This window comes from Nonomuraea sp. NPDC050383 (genome assembly GCF_044459125.1).
In the GTDB taxonomy this organism is placed as follows: domain Bacteria; phylum Actinomycetota; class Actinomycetes; order Streptosporangiales; family Streptosporangiaceae; genus Nonomuraea.
The window spans coordinates 92,032-110,548 of sequence record NZ_JBITIP010000003.1 but is presented as its reverse complement, the minus strand read 5'-3'; the positions used below and the strand labels follow the sequence as shown (position 1 = coordinate 110,548).

Below are 18,517 nucleotides of genomic sequence, written 5' to 3'. Positions count from 1 at the left end.
CCTGCTGGGAGAGCTGTCGCAGCGCCGATCAGAGATCGGCGAGATACTTACGGCGGTCTCGCGACCCGAGTGCTGACAGATGTGTCCGTGCGGTCAGCGCCGATGCTAACCGCATGATCCATTCACGGCTAGAGGTGTCATTCTTCGGACGGACCATGCATAATCTTCGAGCGCCGATGATCAACGCTCGCGCGGCGGGCGCGGGTCGGCGGCGCGTCGCTGATGACCAGGTCGACGCGCCGCCGCGCGGTCACAGACTGATCGCCTCCGGCCCGAACAGCGCCTTGATGTCGGCCGCGAACGACGTCTCGGCGTTGACCGGGAACTCCGGGACGGCGAGCACGGTGGTCTTGCCGCTCGGCCGACGCAGATTGATCCGCAACGGCACGCTGCCCTCGTGCATCTTCAGCACGTTGCGCAGCTCCTCGACCAGCCTGTCGTTGAGACGGTCTTCGCGGATCTGGATGGTCACCGGGTGCCCGGAGTCGCTGGTCACGCTGGAGATGTCGATCGTGGTCAGGTCCTGGGCGAAGATGCTGATCGCGCCGTCGCGGTTGTTGATCTGCCCGCCGACCGACGCGACGAGGTCCTCGCGCAGGTACGGCACGTAGAGCTCGTACGTCTTCGGGAAGAACAGGCACTCCACCGCGGCGTCCATGTCCTCGACCGTGATGATCGCCCACATGTTGCCGGCCTTGTTGACCCGCTTGTCGACCTTGGTGATCAGGCCGCACACCCGGACGTCGCCGCGGTCGTCCCGGCCGCTCTCCAGCAGGTCGGCGATGGTGGTGTCGCGGTTGCGCGCGAGCAGCCGCTCGGTGCCGGCCAGCGGATGGTCGGACACGTACAGGCCGAGCATCTCCCGTTCGAAGTCGAGCTGCGTCTTCTTGTCCCACGCCAGGTCCGGGATGGCGATGGTGAAGCTCTCGCCGTCGCCGGTGTCGGTCAGGCCGCCGAACAGCGAGTCCTGGCCGTGCGCCTCGTTCTTCTTGATGTCGATCACCGAGTCGACGGCCTGCTCGTGGATCATGAGCAGGCCCTTGCGCGGGTGGCCGAGCGAGTCGAACGCGCCCGCCTTGATGAGGGACTCGATGACCCGCTTGTTGCACACCACCAGCGGCACCTTGTCGAGGAAGTCGTTGAAGTCGGCGTAGGCGCCCTTCTCCTTGCGGCCCTTGACGATGCCCTCGACGACGTTCTCGCCGACGTTGCGGACGGCGCCGAGCCCGAAGCGGACCTTGTCGTCGCCGACCGCGACGAAGTCGAGCTGGGAGTCGTTGACGTCGGGCGGCAGCACCTGGATGCCCATCTTGCGGCACTCGGCCAGGTAGACGGCGGCCTTGTCCTTGTCGTCGCCGACGCTGGTCAGCAGGGCGGCCATGTACTCGGCCGGGTAGTTGGCCTTCAGGTAGGCGGTCCAGTAGGCGACCAGTCCGTATCCGGCGGTGTGGGACTTGTTGAAGGCGTAGCCGGAGAACGGCAGCATGACGTCCCACAGGGCCTGGATCGCCTCGTCGGAGTAGCCGTTGCCGCGCATGCCGGCCTGGAAGTTGACGAACTCCTTGGCCAGGATCTCGGGCTTCTTCTTACCCATGGCGCGGCGCAGCAGGTCGGCGCCGCCGAGGGTGTAGCCGGCCAGCTCCCGGGCGACGGCCATGATCTGCTCTTGGTAGACCAGCAGGTGGAAGGTCGGGCCGAGGATGGGGTCGAGCGCGTCCTTCAGCTCGGGGTGGATGGGCTCGATGTCCTGGCGGCCGTTCTTGCGGTGCGCGTAGTTGGTGTGCGCGTTGGCCGCCATCGGGCCCGGCCGGTACAGCGCGAGCACGGCGGCGATGTCCTCGAACCGGCTCGGCTCCATCAGCTTGAGGAGCTGCCGCATGGGGCCGCCGTCGAGCTGGAACACGCCCAGGGTGTCGCCGCGGGCCAGCAGCTTGTACGTGGTCTCGTCGTCCAGGGGGAGGGTGAGGGTGTCGAGCTTGACGCCCCGGTTCTGCTCGATGATCTTGATGGCGTGGTCGATGATGCCCAGGTTCCGCAGACCCAGGAAGTCCATCTTGACCAGGCCCATTTCCTCACATGAGGGATAGTCGAACCCGGTGATGACCACGCCGTCCTTGTCCCGCTTGTGCATGGGGATCAGGTCCAGCAGGGGATGGGAGGAGAGGATCACCGCGGCGGCGTGGACGCCGGTCCCCCGGATCAGGCCCTCGATGCCGAGGCCGGTGTCGATCACCTTCTTGACGTCCGGGTCGTTCTCGTACAGGGCGCGGATCTCCATGCCCTCCACGTAGCGGGGGTGATCCTTGTCGAACAGCTTCGCCAGCGGGACGCCCTTGCCCATGACGTCCGGCGGCATCGCCTTGGTGATCTTGTCACCCACCACGAAGGGGTACCCGAGGATGCGCGAGGCGTCCTTGACGGCGGCCTTGGCCTTGATCGTGCCGAAGGTGTTGACCTGCGCGGTGTACTCGCTGCCGTACTTCTCGGTGACGTAGGCCACCATGCGGTCGCGCTGGCGGTCGTCGAAGTCGAGGTCGACGTCCGGCGGGTTGATCCGCTCGGGGTTCAGGAACCGCTCGAACAGCAGGCCGTGCTCCAGCGGGTCGAGCTCGGTGATGCGGGTGGCGTAGGCGACGATCGAGCCGGTGGCGGACCCTCGGCCGGGGCCGACCGCGATGCCGTTCTCCCGGGCGTATCGGCAGATGTCGGCCACGACGAGGAAGTAGGACGAGAAGCCCATGGGGCCGATGACCTTCATCTCGGTCTCGTAGCGCTCCAGGACCTCGGCCGGCACCGGTGTGCCGTACCGCATCTCCAGGCCGCGCTCGCATTCCTTGCGCAGCCACGACTCCTGGGTCTCGCCCTCCGGCACGTCCGGGTAGTCCGGCATCCGGTTCACTTCGGCGAACACGTCGCTGTAGTCGCCGACCATCTCGGCGACCAGCAGCGTGTTGTCACACGCCTGAGGCAGCTCGGAGAACAGCTCCCGCATCTCCGCCGCGCTCTTGAGGTAGTAGCCCGAGCCGTTGAACCGGAACCGGTTGGGGTCGTCCTTGTTCTTGCCGACGCCCACGCACAGCAGGCTGTCGTGCGCGTCGGCCTGGTCCTCGGTCACGTAGTGGGAGTCGTTGGTGACCAGCAGCGGGATGTCGAGATCCTTGGCCAGGCGCAGCAGGTCGGCCCGCACCTCGCGCTCGATGCTGATCCCGTGGTCCATCAGCTCCAGGAAGTAGCTGTCCTTGCCGAACATGTCCTGGTAGGCGGAGGCGACCTTGACGGCCTCGTCGTACTGGCCGAGCCGCAGCCTGGTCTGCACCGCCCCGGACGGGCAGCCGGTGGTGGCGATGATCCCTGAGGAGTGCTGGGAGATCAGGTCCATGTCCATGCGCGGCTTGCCGTAGTAGCCCTCGAAGGAGGCGAGCGAGGACAACCGGAACAGGTTGCGCAGGCCATCGGCGTTCTTGGCCCACATGGTCATGTGCGTGAAGCGGCCACCGCCGGAGACGTCCTTGCCTCCCTCGCCGTCCGCCACCCCGGTCTCGGCGCGGGCGCCCCAGAACACCTGCTTCTTGTGGAAGCGGTTGTCCGGAGCCACGTAGGCTTCGATCCCGATGATGGGCTTGACGCCGCTGCCCTGGGCGACCTTCTGGAACTCGTAGGCGCCGAACATGTTGCCGTGGTCGGACATCGCGATCGCCGGCATCCCGAGCCGCTCGGCCTCGGCGAACAGCGGCCGGATCTTGGCCGCTCCGTCGAGCATGCTGTACTCGGTGTGTACGTGAAGATGCACGAACGAATCGCTCACCTGTTCCCCTTACCTTGCGCCCAGGCCGACTGCACGCATGAGCCTATTCCGTCCTCAGGGGCGGATGGGGCGAGGCGAGCCGGATGGGTGGGCACGGGAGTTCAGCGAGCCGACCGCACTCCACCCGGGGAGCTCCGCACGGCTCCAGACGTGCTGCGGGCGCCGTCCCCTACTGGCACCAGGACGCCTTGAGCCTGGACACGAAGATCTCGGTGACCTTGGGCTCCAGCTGCAACTGGATGGTCTGCCAGTCGCAGAAGTAGATCTTCTTGCCCGTGCTGACTTTCACGTAGCCCGACCATCCCCCCGCGTACAGGTGATCGCCGTAGGAGTTCACGCCGAAGAATCCCCATGTGGTGATGGTCTTCACACAAATGCTGGTGCCACATTCGTAGTAGTACTTGAGGTCGCCGGCCGCCCGCTGCGTGGCCGACGCCGCCGTGGGGGCGGCCACGATGCCGGCCGCGATTCCGATCGCACCGATCGTGCTGAGTACCTTCGCCGTGACCTTCATGACAAACTCCTTCGTCTCTTCGGCCCCTTGTGCAGTTCCGGGCGCAAGGTGCCGTGAACATGAATCAATGGCTCCTGATCGGGGCCGCGGCTGTAAGGCTGCCTCAGCCGAATTCCGGCCGCAACGCCTTTCAGCCCTGGCTAAAAGGGTGACTCGGCACGCCAGGCCCTCGCCGGTGACCTGCACCGGTACTTCACCTCATCCGTGGAGTCGCTGTGGCCGCACATCCAGGCCGAGGCCGCCGCCGACCGCGCCCTGCGCGCCGAAACCCTGCTGCGCGGCGGTCCGAACGCCGGCTCATGACCCGTGGAGCTTCGCCATGCGCCGTACTCTCCTGCCCCTTGCAGGCGTCACCAGGTGCGGGGAGAATCACGGCGGGGCGTTCCTGACGGAGACACGATGACGGACTGGTTGACGCGCTCGTTCCAGCAGTACTCCGTTCTCTGGATCCTGCTCTCGTCCCTCGTGGGTGGGATCATCGGCGCAGGAGTGAAGTTCTTCTTCGAGGATTTGCTGCGTCCCTTCTTCGGGGCGAGACGTGCGACAAACGTCACGGTCCGGAAATATACGACGCCACTGGTCCGCTCCGCCGAGTCGCTGGAGCGCCGCATCAACAACTTCGTTCGGAATATAGGCGAGGATTGGTATGAATCATCGCCGTATTACCGGTTGAGCAGCATATATACTTTCGCGAACTTTTTGGCGTGGGTGCGGAGCATCGAGGAGGAGTTCGGCTTCCTGCCGTACGAATCCTCGCGCTTCGGGAAACGGTTCAACCGGCGGCTCTACGGCCCCTTCAAGGCGTTGTCCAGCTTCTCCTACTTCGGCTGGTCGAAAGACCCGGATGCGGTGGATGCCTCGCAGCTTCCCCGGCTGATGCTGTCGGCCATGGGCGAGGTCGCGCTGGACCAGGAAGGGAAGGCGCCTCTCAGCTTCTCCTCGTTCGCCGTGGCGCACGAACGCGACGCCCAGCTCCGCCGCTGGTTCGCCGATCTGGACGCGTTCCTGCAGCACGCCGCCCAGGGGGACCCCTACGTCGTCGACCGGCTCATCGCCGCCGGCGCCAACCTGCGCGCGCTCATCACGTTCCTCGACCCCGGCGGCGCCCTCGTGCCCCGGCGCCGGATCTCCAACCTGGAGCTGGTTCCGCATGCCGAGGTCGCCGACCAGCTCCGCACGGACTTTCCCGAACTCCTACCCAAGGCGGCCCGGAGTGGCATCTCACGATCTGACAGAGCTGGTCCGGTGGATCAGTGACCGCATCGGCGACACCCCGCTGGGCGCGCCGATGGTGATGGAACGCCCCGGAGGTGTTCAGACCATCCTGATCCAGGGCAGACATGGCCTCTACGAACTCGTTGAGCACCCCGACGGCCCGATCGCGCTGCACATCGACGCCGGCACCCGCCGCCCGCTCGGCACCTACAACTTCGTGGCGTCCGGCCCTGACCAGGCGGCGGCGGGGTTGATCACCCAGATCGTCGAGGGTCTGGAACCGCTCGACTTCCAGGTCGGCTATCTGGTGTTCGACGAGCGGGGCGTCAACTGGAAGAGATACGTCAGCCCTGCCGGCCATGTGCTCTTCAAGTCCAAGCGCGTGCCCGCCGGGTACGTCCAGGCCGAGATCATCGTGGACGGCCTCGTCGTCGGCCTGCGCCACCACGCGGACGGCCGGGTCGACCAGGTCCAGGAGCTCGCCGCGAGCCGGCTTTGAGCTTCACCGTCCGCCTCGAGGACCAGACTGCGCGCCAGGTCGGTGAGCTGGTCGCGGAGCTCTGGCCCCGTACGGCGGCGCACGAAACCGAGCTGCTGCGCCGCGTGAACGTCAGCGGCGAGCCCGGGCGGGTCCTGGACAGTGCGGACGCCTGCGCCCACCTGGCCGGGCTGATCGGAGCCCTCGAACGGGCCGGCACCGAGATCAGCCAGTCGCTCTCGCCGGCGCAGTGGCTGTTCCTGCTGCGTCGCCTGCCGCATGAACATCTGTCCGGAAGGCACCCCACCACCGGACCGGTACGGCAGGCGGCGGCCGAGGTGTTGAGCGCTCGATCCACCGCCGCGGCGGTTCCTGTGCGGGGGGAGGACGGTCTGCGCTTCGAGATCACCCCCGCTACGGTCCACGCCCTGATCAGCCTGGTCGTCACGGCCTCCACCGCGGTCACCTACCAGGCCATGTACCGGGCGTGCGCGAAGGGCGCCGCTCTCAGATTGTCGGTCGACGGCCGGCACGTCCTCAGGTACGACGACGCCACCGCCCGCGCGGTCGAGCTCTACGACCGGCGGATCAGCGATCCCGCGGACGACCTGTTCACACCGACGGGAGCACGCCTGGTCGTGCGGGCCGAAGACGTGGCGGAAGCGGGCACCGTCATGGGCGCGGTCAGAATGCGCTCGTCCGCGACGGTGGAGGTCGACGCGGGCCTGCTGCGCCCGGTCCTCGATCTGCCGCCGATCGTCGACACGGTCGCCATCGACACCGCGTACGGCGTCGCCTGCTTCCAGCAGGGCACCCTGCGCGCGTTCCGGGAGCTCACCCCCGCCGGTGAACCCTGGTGGGGTGCCGAGCTGTCCGCGGTGCTGGCCTGCATGCGGGCCGCGATGGTTTCGCTCGACAGCCTGGTCTCCGTGCTGCAGCGCGGCTACGCCCTGTACGACCACGCGAGCTTCACCGCCGCCTTCCACGATGCGGACCCTGACGCCTCCTGGCAGGCGCTCCTCGACCTGCGCGGGTCGTTCTGGCCGCTCATCCCGGGCCCGGTGATCCGCCTGGTTCCGGACGGCCTCTACGTGGACCTGCTAGCAGCCACCGCCCACCTGCGTCACCTGACCACCGTGGCCCGCCGCGGCGGCGGCCGCCTGGTCAATCTGCGCGCCAGTCACTTCGAACGCGACGTCCAGGAGGTCATCGACGCCTCGGCCTGGCGGCCGGGTGACCGTCTGCGCGCGCTCCGCGGGCGGGCGTTACGCGTCGGCGGGCGTACGGTGACCGACCTGGACGCGGTCGGCGAACGCGACGGCGTGCTGCTGGCGGTGTCGGCCAAGAGCGTCCCCTACAGCCCGGAGTACGACTCCGGCGAGCATGCCGTCATCCGGAACCTGGCGGCCCGCTGCGACTCCTTCGTGGCCGAGTGGGAGTCGCGCCTGGGCACCCTGATCGACCACCGAAGCGGAGACAACTATGACTTCTCCGGGTATGACGGAATCCTCGGTCTGGTGTGCCTGCCCTTCGTCCCCTACTGCCACCTCGGCCCGGCCACCGCGGAGGTCAGGCCTGGCCTCCGCGCGGTCTCCTCCGTCGCCGAACTGGCCGGCTGGCTGAACGATGATCTATGACTTGTCGGTTCGAGAAGATCAGCAGGAGACATGGACCGAGCTCGGCGGCTCGGCCACGATGAGGGCATGACGAAGAGCGGATCGGCGCAGCCTTCGAGGGCGGGCGGAGGAGCGGGCTCGCGCCTGGACTGGACGGCAGTGAGCGCTCTGGCTGCTGCGGTCGCCGCCGTGGTAGCGCTCGTCGCCTACCTGATGCCGCCGACCCCGACCCCGCCTCCGCCGCCCCCGCCTCCGCCGGCCCGGTCCGACCCGGTGGTCCCCACCCCGGCCGAGCAGTCATCGTCGCCGGATCCGGTCACCACCCGGCCCGCACCGCCGACCCCGAGCCCGTCACCTGAGTCCCGCAAGCCTCGGCGACCAAAGCCGAGCCCCGAGCGAGCGGATCCGGTCTCCCCCACACCGCTGGCAGCGGTCCGTCCCGGCGGCTGCGATGAGGCGGCGGCGGCGCTGACCGCATACGTGCGCAACGCCGGGACCGTCCGCAGCAGCCAGGCGGCCGCGGCTCAGCAGACGTCCAGCGACCTGATGGGCGCGGTCCTCGACGCGCAGGGAGTGGTGGGGGCGAAGATCAGCCGGTTGGCGGCCGAGTTCGGGGAGCTGAACTTCCGCTTGACCGGCATGACCGGCGGCGATCCCAACCAGGTGATCGCGGATATCAATACAGACGTCGCGGAGCTCAACAGGCTGTGCGGATCCACCTGACCTGACGTCCCAGCCGGGCTGGCACGCGCGCGCCGTGGACCAGCCGAATCGCCTGGCCGATCGCGACCTGCAGAGGTAGCCGGCGCCGAACAATCGCCAATGCATTGCCCTGCGACGCGAAGATGACCATGATCGTCGTGTCATGTCCGATAACGCTCGGGGAGCGAAAGCGCAATGGTGCGGATCAGGCTCCGTGTCCTCGGTCTGTTGACGGTGTCCGTGCTCGGGCTGGCGGCCTGCTCGGGCGGGGGCGAGGACAACGCCTCCACCGGCGCGACCGGGGGGAGCGGGACAGAATCGCAACGGCCGTCATCTGCGCTGCCCTCTTTCAAAGGAAAGACGCTCGACGCCATCAGTGACGAGTTCCGACCTTCCTGGCCTGCCTATACCGCCGCGTACAGGGCCCTGCCGGACGGCCATCTGTTCGACGGTGAGTCCTACTCCGGTACCTGGATCGTCTGCACGCAGGTCGAGGACTCTTCGGCGAAGAAGGTGGAGTTCGGCCTCCTGCCCCCGCAGGTGCCGTGCCCGCCCGACGGCCGCGTCACCCGCTGGGCCGTCGTGCCGAACTACGTCGGCAAGACCGGCCACGAGGCGAAACAGGCCGCCTTGCAGCTCGGCTTCCCGTACGTCAACAGCGAGCCCCTCGTGATCGAGGGGTACGACGACAATGCGCACCTCGAACGCACCGTCTGCACCCAGGACCCGCCCGCCGGCCAGAGCATGCGCGAGCACTACGGCACGTCGCTGAGCCTGCGGGTCGCCGACAGCAGGGGGTCCTGCACCCCGTAGTCGCGGGCGTCCCGCCGCGCATCCGCGTCCAGCCCGTGTTCGCTCGACGGGGTGCCGGAGGTCGCCTACTGAGGTGGTCTCAGAGCGTCCAGGGCGGATCGGCCCTCTTCGGCGCGGTGCGGGATCAGCAGGAGGGTGTGGGCTCGCTCCAGCCGGGCGCCGATGCCCTCCCACTGGGCGACCGAGGCCGCCAGCGCGTCCTGGTCCGCGTGGAGCCTGCCGCCGGCGCGAGCGAGGCACGCGGAGGCCCAGTAGTTCTCACCGGCTGTCAGGAGCGCGGCCGCAAGCCGTTCCGGGGCGTCGGGCAGCCCGGCGACGACGGCCAGCTCGGCTCCCGCCGCCTGCGCGTACGCCTCATAACGTCCCATGGAGAACGTACCGAAAGCCCGCTCCACCAGGACGGCGGCGTCGCTCAGGTCGCCGGAGTGCAACGCGGCCCGCGCATCGACGAACGCCCCGAAGGAGGTCAGCCGGGCATGCCCGACCCGCGCATGGTCCACCACCACGCCGGCTCTGTGACGCCAGAGCCGAAAACGGACCCGGTCGTCGAGAAGTCCGTAGGCGAGCGCGACAGCCGACACCGAAGGCAGCAGCCATCCGGCCGGAGGGCGGCCGGCTCGTTCCCATCCCTCCCACATCCGTTCGCCGTAGCGCAGGGCCGGCCCGAGGTCTCCGGTGAGGACGAGCGCGGGGATCAGCCTGCTGGCCGAGATGTACGGGTGGTCGCCGACCAGGTCGTCGGCCACCATGAGCCGACCGGCGGTGATCGCCGCGGGCAGATCTCCCGCGACGATCGCGTCAGTGCAGGCCACATGAAGGGTGTCCACGATCTCGATGGCCGAACGCGGGTCGTCGCGGTCCATCTCCGACAGCAGGGCCAGCCGCTCCTCGGTGTACCCCCGGGCTTCGCGATGCCGACCGGCCCGTACGGCGGCGGTCGTCACCGCGTCGAGCCCCGCGCTGATGAGCACGGCGTCGCCCGTCGCCCGTGCGACGGCGAGTGCCCTGGCGGCCAGGGCCGGGTCCGGGTCGAAGGCGGCCGGCCGCTCGGTCCAGGCCGCCGCCGCGGCGAGGGACGCCGCCACGATCGGGTCGCCGGGGTCTCCGGCCTCGGCGGCCTCCGTGAGATGACGGCGGAGCCGCTCGCCGGGAATGCCTTCGGAGAAGGAGGCGAGAAACCTCGCTGCCGTCTCCACCGCACGGGCCAGGGCCACCGCGCGGCCGTTCTTGTCGCCTGCGGCCTGGGCCTGTGCCGCTGAGGCGAGCAGCAGGTCGAACACGTACTGCCCGGAGATGTTGTCCAGGGAGCAGTCGGCCGCGCTGCGCAGGTCCTTGGCCGCTTCGGCGGGACCGGGCGCCCGTTGCGCTGCCTGCAGGTAGTGGCCTTGGGCCTCCGCCAGGAACCGGCGGGCGAAGGTGAGGTGACCCAGCGAGCGGGCCAGGTGGTGCCCCGCCCCGCCCGGTCCAGGCGGTGCGGCGGCCAGCGCCGCACGGAGATCGTCCGCGACCCCGTCGAACTCCCGCCGCCAGACCTCGATCGGCGTCGCTGCCCTGGCCCCGCGCTGTCTGGCGGCGATCAGCCGCTCCTCTATCGCTGTCGCGGTGCCGGCGGCCCACAGCAGATGGAGTTCCCGAGCCTCGTCGTACTCACCGGCGCCACGTAACAGATCCTCGGCGAAGGCCCTGACGGTCTGCAGGAGCCGCCATCGGCTCGCCGTCCCCGGGGCGCGTACGACGAGACTCTTGTCGACGAGTCGCCCCAGCACATCGCTCACGGCGCCGGGCCGGCGGCCGGCGGTGAGCGCCGTCGCGGCGGCCAGGTCGAAGCCGCCGCAGAACACCGACAGTCGCCGGAACAGCGCCTGCTCTTCCTCGTCGAGCAGGTCGTGGCTCCATTCGAGCACCGCGCGCAGCGACCGATGCCGCTGGTCGGCTGCCCGTCCCCCGGTGAGCAGCCTCAGAGTGTCGTCGAGCGCGACCAGCAGTCCGGCAAGCCCCAGGGAGGCGCTGCGGGCCGCGGCGAGCTCGATGGCGAGGGGAATGCCGTCGAGCCGGGCGCAGATCTCCGTCAGCAGGGCCGGGTCGGCGTCGAACTCCGGATCGGCCGCGGTGGCACGGTCGAGGAACAGCGCCTCCGCGTCGGAGGCCAGAGGCAGCGGGCCGATCGGCACGGTACGTTCGCCCGGCACGCCGAGGCGCTCGCGGCTCGTCACCATGATCCGGGTGCCCGGACAGGCTGCCAGCATTCGCTCCGCGAAACCGGCTGCGGTGTCCAGCACGTGCTCGCAGTTGTCGAGGACGAGCAGCGCCCGATCGCGGCGAAGCCGTTCCATGACGGCATCCTCCAACGGCTGCCTGGCGCGCTCGCTGACCCCGAGCACCTTGGCCGCCGCCTGCGTCACGAACCCATCTCGTACGGGAACCAGATCCACGAACGCCCCGCCCGCCGGGTACGAGGAGCAGATCTCCGCCGCGAGGCGGCTCTTGCCCGCGCCGCCCGGACCCAGCAGGGTGACCAGCCGGGAGGCGCCGAACGCCGCCAGGATCGCCTCATGCTCCCGTTCGCGCCCGACGAACGAGGTCATCGGGGTGGGAATCCCTGCCTGCGGCGCGTCCGGGATGTCGCGGTCCACACCGGCCTGCGGCACCTGCCGAGCCAGCTCCTGCCGGTCGGCCACGCCGTACTTGCGCAGCAGCGAGGCGACGTGGCTCTCGACCGTGCGGACGGAGATGTGCAGCCTGTTCGCGATCTGCGCGTTCGACAGCCGCTCCGCGACCGCCGCCAGCACCTCGGCCTCGCGCTGGGACACCTTTGCGATCATGCGGACATCATCACGTACGTGCGGGCGCGATGGATCTCTCAGTGGTGAATCGGTGGAGAGCACGGATGTGGGACCAGGGCTGCGGGGAGCACTCTGATCATGTAACCGACAAGCACGAACACGAGGGAGCCGACATGAACAAGGTCATCTCGCAGGACGGCACGGCGATCGCCTACGACCGGATCGGGCAGGGCCCGGCGGTGATCCTCATCGGCGCCGGTCCCAATGACCGGTCGGCGACCGCACCCCTGGCCGAGCTGCTGGCCAAGGACCTGACCGTCTACAACTACGACCGGCGTGGCCGTGGCGACAGCGGCGACACCGCCCCCTACGCGGTGGACCGCGAGTTCGAGGACATCGAGGCGATCATCACCGCGGCGGGCGGTTCGGCACACCTGTACGGCACCTCCGGCGGCGGAATCATCGCCCTGGAGGCCGCTGCCCGCGGGCTCGCCGTCGACAGGCTGGCGGTGTGGGAGGTCCCCTACATCCTGCCCGGCACCCGTACGCCGGTGCCGGCCGACTACCGGGAGCAGCTCGTGGCCCTGCTGGCCGAGGGCCGCAGGGGTGACATGTGCGAGCTGTTCCTCACCGCCGCGGTCGGCATTCCGGCCGAGTACGTGGCCCCGATGCGCGACTTCCCGGGCTGGCCGGCGATGGAGGCCGTGGCCCACACGCTCATCTACGACGCCACTATCACCGGCGACTTCTCCCTGCCCGCCGACCGGCTGACCGGCGTCACGGCGCCCACTCTGGTGATCGACGGTGAGACGATCCCGTGGATCAGCAGCACGGCGCAGGCCGTGGCCGATCTGCTGCCGGACGTACGGCGAGCCACCCTCACCGGTCAGCCCCACAACGTGGACCCGGAGGCCATCGCCCCCGTCCTCGCCGCGTTCTTCACCGAGACCACGGCATGAGCACGATCGAGGAGCAGCCGTTCGCGTCGGCGTTCGGCGCTCCTCGGGCCGGCAGCGATGGCTGAACTGATCGATCTCGTGTACACCACCGCCGGCGGCATCGTGGGCGCCTCGGTGACCACGTACCTGTCGCGTAACCATGAGCGGCGCCACCTGCGCGCCGACGTGCAGCAGCGGCTCCAACGCGTCGCCGCGGTACGGGCCGGTGTCCGCGACGTCGCACCGAGGGGGGCCAGGAACGGGCGACGGATCCGGTACGTGGCGGGCGAACGCCTGCCGGCCTCGGAGCACTTCAGGCTGTCGGTGCTGCTCGAGGACGGCATGGACGCCGAACGCGCGCTGCGCGAAGCGCTCGATGGCCTCGTCGTGAGCGCGTTGTCCGCCGGTGTGCCGCGCAGAGTCCTGGATTTCGCGGGCGGCGGTGAGGAACAGGCGCTCCAGTGCGAGGTCTTACGCCTCATCGACTTCCGCCTCGGCGGCGTCCTGGATGAGGCGGACCTCGACGCGCTCACCGCTGCCGGCGATGACTACCGGGAGGCGACCACCCAGCTCCTCCTTCAGGCGCTCTGGCATCCGTGGCGGAGCCGGCTGCGCATGCGTGCCCGTCTCCGTGCCCTCCGCGCACAGGCCAAGGCTCTGCACCGACGTCAACAGGCTGCCCTGGCCATCCTGGCCAGGCCCGAGCACACGCTCGCCCTCGACCTTGGTCAGTCTTGAGTCGCGGGAGGGCGGGGACCCCTTCGCCGTGCCGGCTTCGCGGGAATGACGGTCCTCGTGGCCCCGGTGGGCGGCCACGGGGCATCAGGGCGCTTCGGGCGTCACCTCCGAGGGTGATCGGGTCCCGTCGCGGACTGCCTCATGATCTTCCGGTGGTGGCAGGTAGGGACGGAAGTGGTCGGCGACGAGGTCGGCGACAGCGGTGGCGTCGAGGGTCCCATCGACCTCGATCACGCGGATGCCCAGGCGCCGGGCGGTGCGGACGGCATCGTCGGCGATGAGGCGGTCTCGTTCGAGCCGGTTGCGTTGGGCCCGGGCGGGGTCGCTGACGTTGTGTCCGAGGGTGGCGGCCCGGGTGAGGGTGCGTAGTTGCCGGTCGCGGAATTCTGCGGTGGGCACCATGACGACCATCTGCCGGGGCGAGCCGGCGACGGGTACGACCAGCTCGGGGCGCAGCCCCCAGCCTTCGGCGACAATGGGGCGTCCGGCGACCAGAGCGCGCAGGTCGTCCAGTACCCATGCGAACCGGACGGGGAAGCCGGCCAGCGTTTCGGCGGCCATTTCCTGCGGGGTGGTGTTCACCCAGGTGACATCGGGGTCAGGGTCATCTGGAGACTGACCGAGCCGGACACGGCGAGTGATCCGGCGATCGTTGTGGCCACGGGCGTCGTGGTAGTCGTAGTGATACGCGGTCAGTCCGTATCGCTGGGCCAGCAGCCGGGCCACGGTGGACTTGCCGGCCCACTGCCCCCCGCCGATCCACAGAACCCGGCCGAGCGTGCCGAACGGATCCCATACTCGAGCCTCACCTGCGGACACAGGCCTCCCTGTCGGCTGCCGACGGCTGATCGCCTGCCGCCATCTTCTCATCAGGAACTCCTGCGGACACTGCTCGTCGCAGACCTGGGCGTCGGTTCCTTCCGCCCCGTGATCGACGCTGATGACCAAGGATCAATGCGGCAGGTTCTCCAGAGTCAGTGACCAGGGGTAGTCGTCGATGCGTTCGGCTCCTGAGCTTGGCGGGTGCGGCTCGAACTGGCCGGGGCCGAGCAGGACGCGGACGCCTTCGGCGCGGAGTTGGTCGACGCTGCGCCGGAACGGGCTGCGTGATGCCAGTGCGGTGTTGACGAAGGGGAGGATCACCACCGGGATGCCAAGCCCGGGTGCTTCGGAGAGCAGGCCGAGTGCGTAGGTGTCGGCGGTGCCTTGGGCGAACTTGTTGATGGTGTTGTAGGTGGCTGGGGCGACGATGATGGCGTCGGCTCTGGGGGACTTGGGTTCGTGGGGTTTGCGGTACTGACTGCGGACGGGACGGCCGGTCTGCTTCTCCAGTTCGGCGACGTCGATGAAGTCGAGTGCCGACGGGGTGGCGATGATCTGGACGGTCCAGCCGGCATCTCGGGCGAGGGTGACGAGGCGGCCGACATCGGGGGCGGGGCCGGCGGCGCAGACGATGATGTAGAGGACCTTGCCGGGTTGGGGCACGCGATGACTCCCTGGTTTGCCGCGTACTCGCGGGCCGGGCGGGATGATCAGGCTCCCACCTCAGCCACCTACTGATCTGACCGTCCCCCGTCCCGGACGGACGCCGGCCCCACTCCGCAAGCACAGGCGCACCCCAGCCGCTGAACAACCGGCGGCGGGGGAGCTCCTAGGGGACAAGCCGATCGGTGGTGGAACGGTTGTCGGCAAGGATTCGGACGTTGTCAGGACCCCATGTGTACTCGACGACGGGTAGTTCGAACCCTGCGGGGAACCGTTCCATGAACTCTCTGGTCGGCCGGCCGTCGAGGCGCCGGTAGAAGGAGATCGCGGCGACGTTGTCGCGCAACACCTCCAGGTAGACCGTCTTGTCAGGGTGTCGCTCGGCGGCCCACCCAAAGGCGTGGTGGACGAGTTGGCGGCCGATGCCGGACTGCTTGCGCACCGGCTCGACGTGCAGGTTGTCGAGCAGGATGCGCCCGTCGGCTTCGACGGCGAGATAGGCGAACCCCACGAGGGCGTCGCCGTCGACGGCGACGAGCAGGCAGCGGGTGTGATCCTGCTCCGCGGTGACAGTGGCGAGCCGGGTGCTCCACATGGCCTTGCGCTCGTCGAGCAGGGGCCCGTTCAGGTAGCCGGCGGGCATGATCTCGGCATAGGCGGTCAGCCAGCTACGAGTGTGGAGCTCTGCGATGGGCTCGGCGTCGTCCTGGGTACCGGATCTGATGTGCATGGCGTAGAGGTTGGCATAGCCGCTGATAGAGCCGTTAATCGCCGTGTGCGCCGTCTTGAGGCAGAGCGGCCGATCGGAGCGGAGCGGCTTGCGTCGATCCGGAGTTCAGCAGGTCACGTAGCGGTCGGCAGAGGGGCGGCTATTGCGCGACGGCTGGGATGAACCAGCCCTCCATCCGACCAACGTGGCCCAGTATCGACGGCTTCCTGATCAGAGCCTCGAACTCGTATACCGTTCGGTATGGAGCCGCAGATTCGCTCGGGTAAGTGGCGTGAACACCTTGGCTGTTGATCCTGATCAGGTCGCCGTGCTGTGGGACGAAGGCACCGAGTGGAAGGACGGAGACACCGTCTTCCGTGTTGAGCGTGCCACGCGCCGCCATGCCGTACCGCCTGACAGCCTGTGGCACGGGGTACGGACAGTCATGCGCACGCTCGCGCACGTCCACGGAGACGATGCTGTCCGCTTGGTGGCCTGGTTCGAGGAGTAGGCGATCCGGCATGCCGGCGTCGATACACCGCGGGAGATCTCGCTTGCCTGGGTTCATGCGGTAGGCAACACTGCAGCGTGCACTCCGAAGAGCGAGCCGAACAGCTGGTAGACGAGTTGTTGGGCCGTATATACACGGCATTGCGTGACGGCGGCCTCGACGCCGAACCCGTCCTCGAACTTGCCTGCACGCTGGAGGAATGGGGTATGAGTACTCCGGCGACGCAGGAGATCCTCGAACGCCCCGCTGCCCATCTGACCGCGGCCGACCTGACCCGCCTGGGCGAGAGCCTTCTCCGTGACGCCAACTTCGAGCCGAGATTCGCCCTCGAACCCCGTCTGTGGGCGACGCTGGAGCATGCGCTGGAGGTCGTGAAGCGCGACGTTCGCGCCGGAGGGATCACCAGTACGTTTCGCTTGGTCACTCACGACTGGGACAGCAGGGGTCGCGCCTGGGTGGAGTTCCTGGGTGGTTATCACGGCAACGGCATCGACCCCATCGCGGGCAGTAGCGCTCAAGGTGCGCTCGGGGAAGTCGCCGATGCTGTCCAAGAAACGTTCATGGGAATGATTCTGAAAGTGTGGCCTGTCTGCGCCACGCACGATCGTGGCCTGCACGCCGGATACGAACATGGAATGGCCGTTTGGCGGTGCACCGGCGATGGGACGCATACCGTCGCGCCCGTTGGTGAACTGCCTTGATCGCGCCAGCGCATGCATGGGGATGGGCGTGGAAGTACGGGCGGACGACCATTACCCGGATCGTCGATCGCCCCCGACCAACAACGAAGGCCAGCCCCCCATGTGGCGATCGTAGGGCTGTACTTGTGCGGCGGCGTGGCGCCGCCGCTGATCTCTAGGAGAGCGATTCGGCAATGCTAGGCCGTCTCCGATGCCTGCCCGATGAGCGCGAGGAGGTCGGCGATAAGGGTGCGGCCGGCGGCGATGGTGGCTCGCGACGTTGTGGTGTGGGGGCTGCCGTCGAGGTCGACCACTACGGCTCCGGCTTGGCGGGCGATGATGATGCCTGCGGCGGTGTCCCAGGGGTTGTTGCTGAGCATGATGAGGGCGTCGGTCTTGCCGTGGGCGAGCCATGCGAGGTCGATGGCGGCGGAGCCGAACATGCGGATGCGTTGTACCCGGGCGGCGAGTTCGTGGGTGAGGGCGAGACGCGGGCGGTTGCGTTCTTCGGCATTGGTCCCAACGGCGTAGTCGCCGATGGCGACGATGGCGGCGTCCAGGTCGCGGGTGTCGCTGGCGTGGATCGGTGTGCCGTTGGCGTGGGCGCCTGCCCCCTCGGCTGCTGTGTAGCTGGTGTCCAGGAAGGGGAGGTCGATGACGCCCAGGATGGAAGCGGTGTCCTCGATCAAACCCAGGGAGACGGCGCACAGAGGGAGGCCGTGCAGGAAGTTGGCGGTGCCGTCGACGGGGTCCAGCGCCCAGAGCAGGCCCTTGCCGGCGTGGCTGAGTCCTTCCTCCTCGCCGAGGAACCCGATCTCGGGGGTCTCCCGGGTCAGGAAGTCTCGGACGGCGTCTTCGACGGCGTAGTCCACCTCTGTGGCCATGTCGCGGTCGCCCTTGGCGGTCACCACGCCGGGGGCCTTGGTGCGGATGATGTCGGCGGCGATGGTGGTGGCCTGTTCCGCGATGGGCAGCAGAGAGCGGGCGTCGATGCTCATAGGGGTGTGCTCCGCTCCCACATGTCGGTGAAGACCTGGTCGAAGACGGGGAAGAGGCCGCCTGCGGCGGTGTTGTCCGCGATCACCAGCGTAGGTGAGTCGCTGCATCCGGGCGCCTCCTCCATCGGTGAGCGGGAGCGAGCCGGCTGCTGGCGTTGCAAGGGCACCGGCTCGGCGGGTGAGTCCGCATGGTGGTGAACGTCGACTGTATGAGCCCTCATGTCGCCATGGCCAAGGCAAGTCACATGCGGCTCGTCTGGCGGGCACCGTTCAGGTCCGAGGACCGCGTGCGCGTGGTGGCGTGGACGTGTGATTGCCGCCACGGTGTACGACTGTGCCACGCGGCCGGAAAGGCTTTCGTCCGGCGCACGCATCGACTTCACGGCGCGTCGGAGGTCCGAGATGCCTAGCGGTGGTTGTTCAAGGAAGCGGAGACGGTCTGGACTGCGCTTTTGCGGGGCGAAGCGCGATAGGCGGCACGGCGGCGGCTGATACCGGGACGCTCTCACCGCTCCACATGCTTCCGGACATT

At 68.7% G+C, this 18,517-nt stretch carries 16 protein-coding genes; 9 read left to right on the top strand and 7 right to left on the bottom strand.

Going from position 1 to position 18,517, the window contains the following annotated elements:
- Nucleotides 1-250 precede the first annotated feature (250 nt).
- Entirely contained in the window at nt 251-3,805 is a 3,555-nt protein-coding gene (gene dnaE / locus ACIBG4_RS08815; protein ID WP_397201328.1) for a DNA polymerase III subunit alpha, read from the bottom strand.
- A 169-nt stretch (nt 3,806-3,974) separates the two neighbouring features.
- A complete protein-coding gene (locus ACIBG4_RS08810; RefSeq protein ID WP_397201327.1) occupies nt 3,975-4,319 on the bottom strand; it encodes a hypothetical protein in 345 nt (114 codons plus the stop codon).
- A 399-nt stretch (nt 4,320-4,718) separates the two neighbouring features.
- Between ACIBG4_RS08810 and ACIBG4_RS08805 the strand changes: the two genes are divergently transcribed.
- The 5 genes from ACIBG4_RS08805 (at nt 4,719) to ACIBG4_RS08785 (ending at nt 9,143) form a co-directional block, all read left to right on the top strand.
- Entirely contained in the window at nt 4,719-5,576 is an 858-nt protein-coding gene (locus tag ACIBG4_RS08805) for a hypothetical protein (RefSeq protein WP_397201326.1), read from the top strand.
- The gene (locus ACIBG4_RS08800; RefSeq protein WP_397201325.1) at nt 5,533-6,033 is read left to right on the top strand and encodes a hypothetical protein; all 501 of its coding nucleotides are present in this window, start codon (nt 5,533-5,535) and stop codon (nt 6,031-6,033) included. The genes ACIBG4_RS08805 and ACIBG4_RS08800 overlap by 44 nt, the downstream gene beginning before the upstream one ends.
- On the top strand, nt 6,030-7,649 hold the full coding sequence (locus ACIBG4_RS08795) for a hypothetical protein (protein ID WP_397201324.1): 1,620 nt from the start codon (nt 6,030-6,032) through the stop codon (nt 7,647-7,649). Before ACIBG4_RS08800 ends, ACIBG4_RS08795 begins: the two co-directional genes overlap by 4 nt.
- A gap of 66 nt (nt 7,650-7,715) precedes the next feature.
- Nucleotides 7,716-8,351 (top strand): hypothetical protein, encoded by a 636-nt coding sequence (locus ACIBG4_RS08790; protein WP_397201323.1) that lies wholly within the window; start codon nt 7,716-7,718, stop codon nt 8,349-8,351.
- A 213-nt stretch (nt 8,352-8,564) separates the two neighbouring features.
- A complete protein-coding gene (locus ACIBG4_RS08785; RefSeq protein WP_397201715.1) occupies nt 8,565-9,143 on the top strand; it encodes a PASTA domain-containing protein in 579 nt (192 codons plus the stop codon).
- Between the two features lie 65 nt (nt 9,144-9,208).
- Here the strand turns inward: ACIBG4_RS08785 and ACIBG4_RS08780 are convergent, their stop codons facing one another.
- Nucleotides 9,209-11,965 (bottom strand): ATP-binding protein, encoded by a 2,757-nt coding sequence (locus tag ACIBG4_RS08780; RefSeq protein ID WP_397201322.1) that lies wholly within the window; start codon nt 11,963-11,965, stop codon nt 9,209-9,211.
- Nucleotides 11,966-12,099: 134 nt separating this feature from the next.
- Between ACIBG4_RS08780 and ACIBG4_RS08775 the strand changes: the two genes are divergently transcribed.
- The gene (locus tag ACIBG4_RS08775; RefSeq protein WP_397201321.1) at nt 12,100-12,885 is read left to right on the top strand and encodes an alpha/beta fold hydrolase; all 786 of its coding nucleotides are present in this window, start codon (nt 12,100-12,102) and stop codon (nt 12,883-12,885) included.
- Between the two features lie 57 nt (nt 12,886-12,942).
- Entirely contained in the window at nt 12,943-13,602 is a 660-nt protein-coding gene (locus tag ACIBG4_RS08770; protein WP_397201320.1) for a hypothetical protein, read from the top strand.
- Between the two features lie 84 nt (nt 13,603-13,686).
- Here the strand turns inward: ACIBG4_RS08770 and ACIBG4_RS08765 are convergent, their stop codons facing one another.
- The 3 genes from ACIBG4_RS08765 to ACIBG4_RS08755 all read right to left on the bottom strand — a co-directional run bounded on the left by ACIBG4_RS08765 (nt 13,687) and on the right by ACIBG4_RS08755 (nt 15,817).
- On the bottom strand, nt 13,687-14,550 hold the full coding sequence (locus ACIBG4_RS08765) for a hypothetical protein (RefSeq protein ID WP_397201319.1): 864 nt from the start codon (nt 14,548-14,550) through the stop codon (nt 13,687-13,689).
- 3 nt (nt 14,551-14,553) lie between these two features.
- Entirely contained in the window at nt 14,554-15,087 is a 534-nt protein-coding gene (locus ACIBG4_RS08760) for a flavoprotein (protein ID WP_397201318.1), read from the bottom strand.
- A 166-nt stretch (nt 15,088-15,253) separates the two neighbouring features.
- Entirely contained in the window at nt 15,254-15,817 is a 564-nt protein-coding gene (locus ACIBG4_RS08755) for a GNAT family N-acetyltransferase (RefSeq protein WP_397201317.1), read from the bottom strand.
- 271 nt (nt 15,818-16,088) lie between these two features.
- Here ACIBG4_RS08755 and ACIBG4_RS08750 point away from each other — a divergent pair, with 271 nt between their 5' ends.
- On the top strand, nt 16,089-16,307 hold the full coding sequence (locus ACIBG4_RS08750) for a hypothetical protein (protein ID WP_397201316.1): 219 nt from the start codon (nt 16,089-16,091) through the stop codon (nt 16,305-16,307).
- Nucleotides 16,308-16,384: 77 nt separating this feature from the next.
- On the top strand, nt 16,385-17,008 hold the full coding sequence (locus ACIBG4_RS08745; protein ID WP_397201315.1) for a hypothetical protein: 624 nt from the start codon (nt 16,385-16,387) through the stop codon (nt 17,006-17,008).
- Nucleotides 17,009-17,184: 176 nt separating this feature from the next.
- Here ACIBG4_RS08745 and ACIBG4_RS08740 read toward each other — a convergent pair whose 3' ends face one another.
- Nucleotides 17,185-17,985: an inositol monophosphatase family protein gene (locus ACIBG4_RS08740; RefSeq protein ID WP_397201314.1), complete on the bottom strand. Its 801-nt coding sequence runs from the start codon at nt 17,983-17,985 to the stop codon at nt 17,185-17,187.
- Nucleotides 17,986-18,517: the final 532 nt, after the last annotated feature.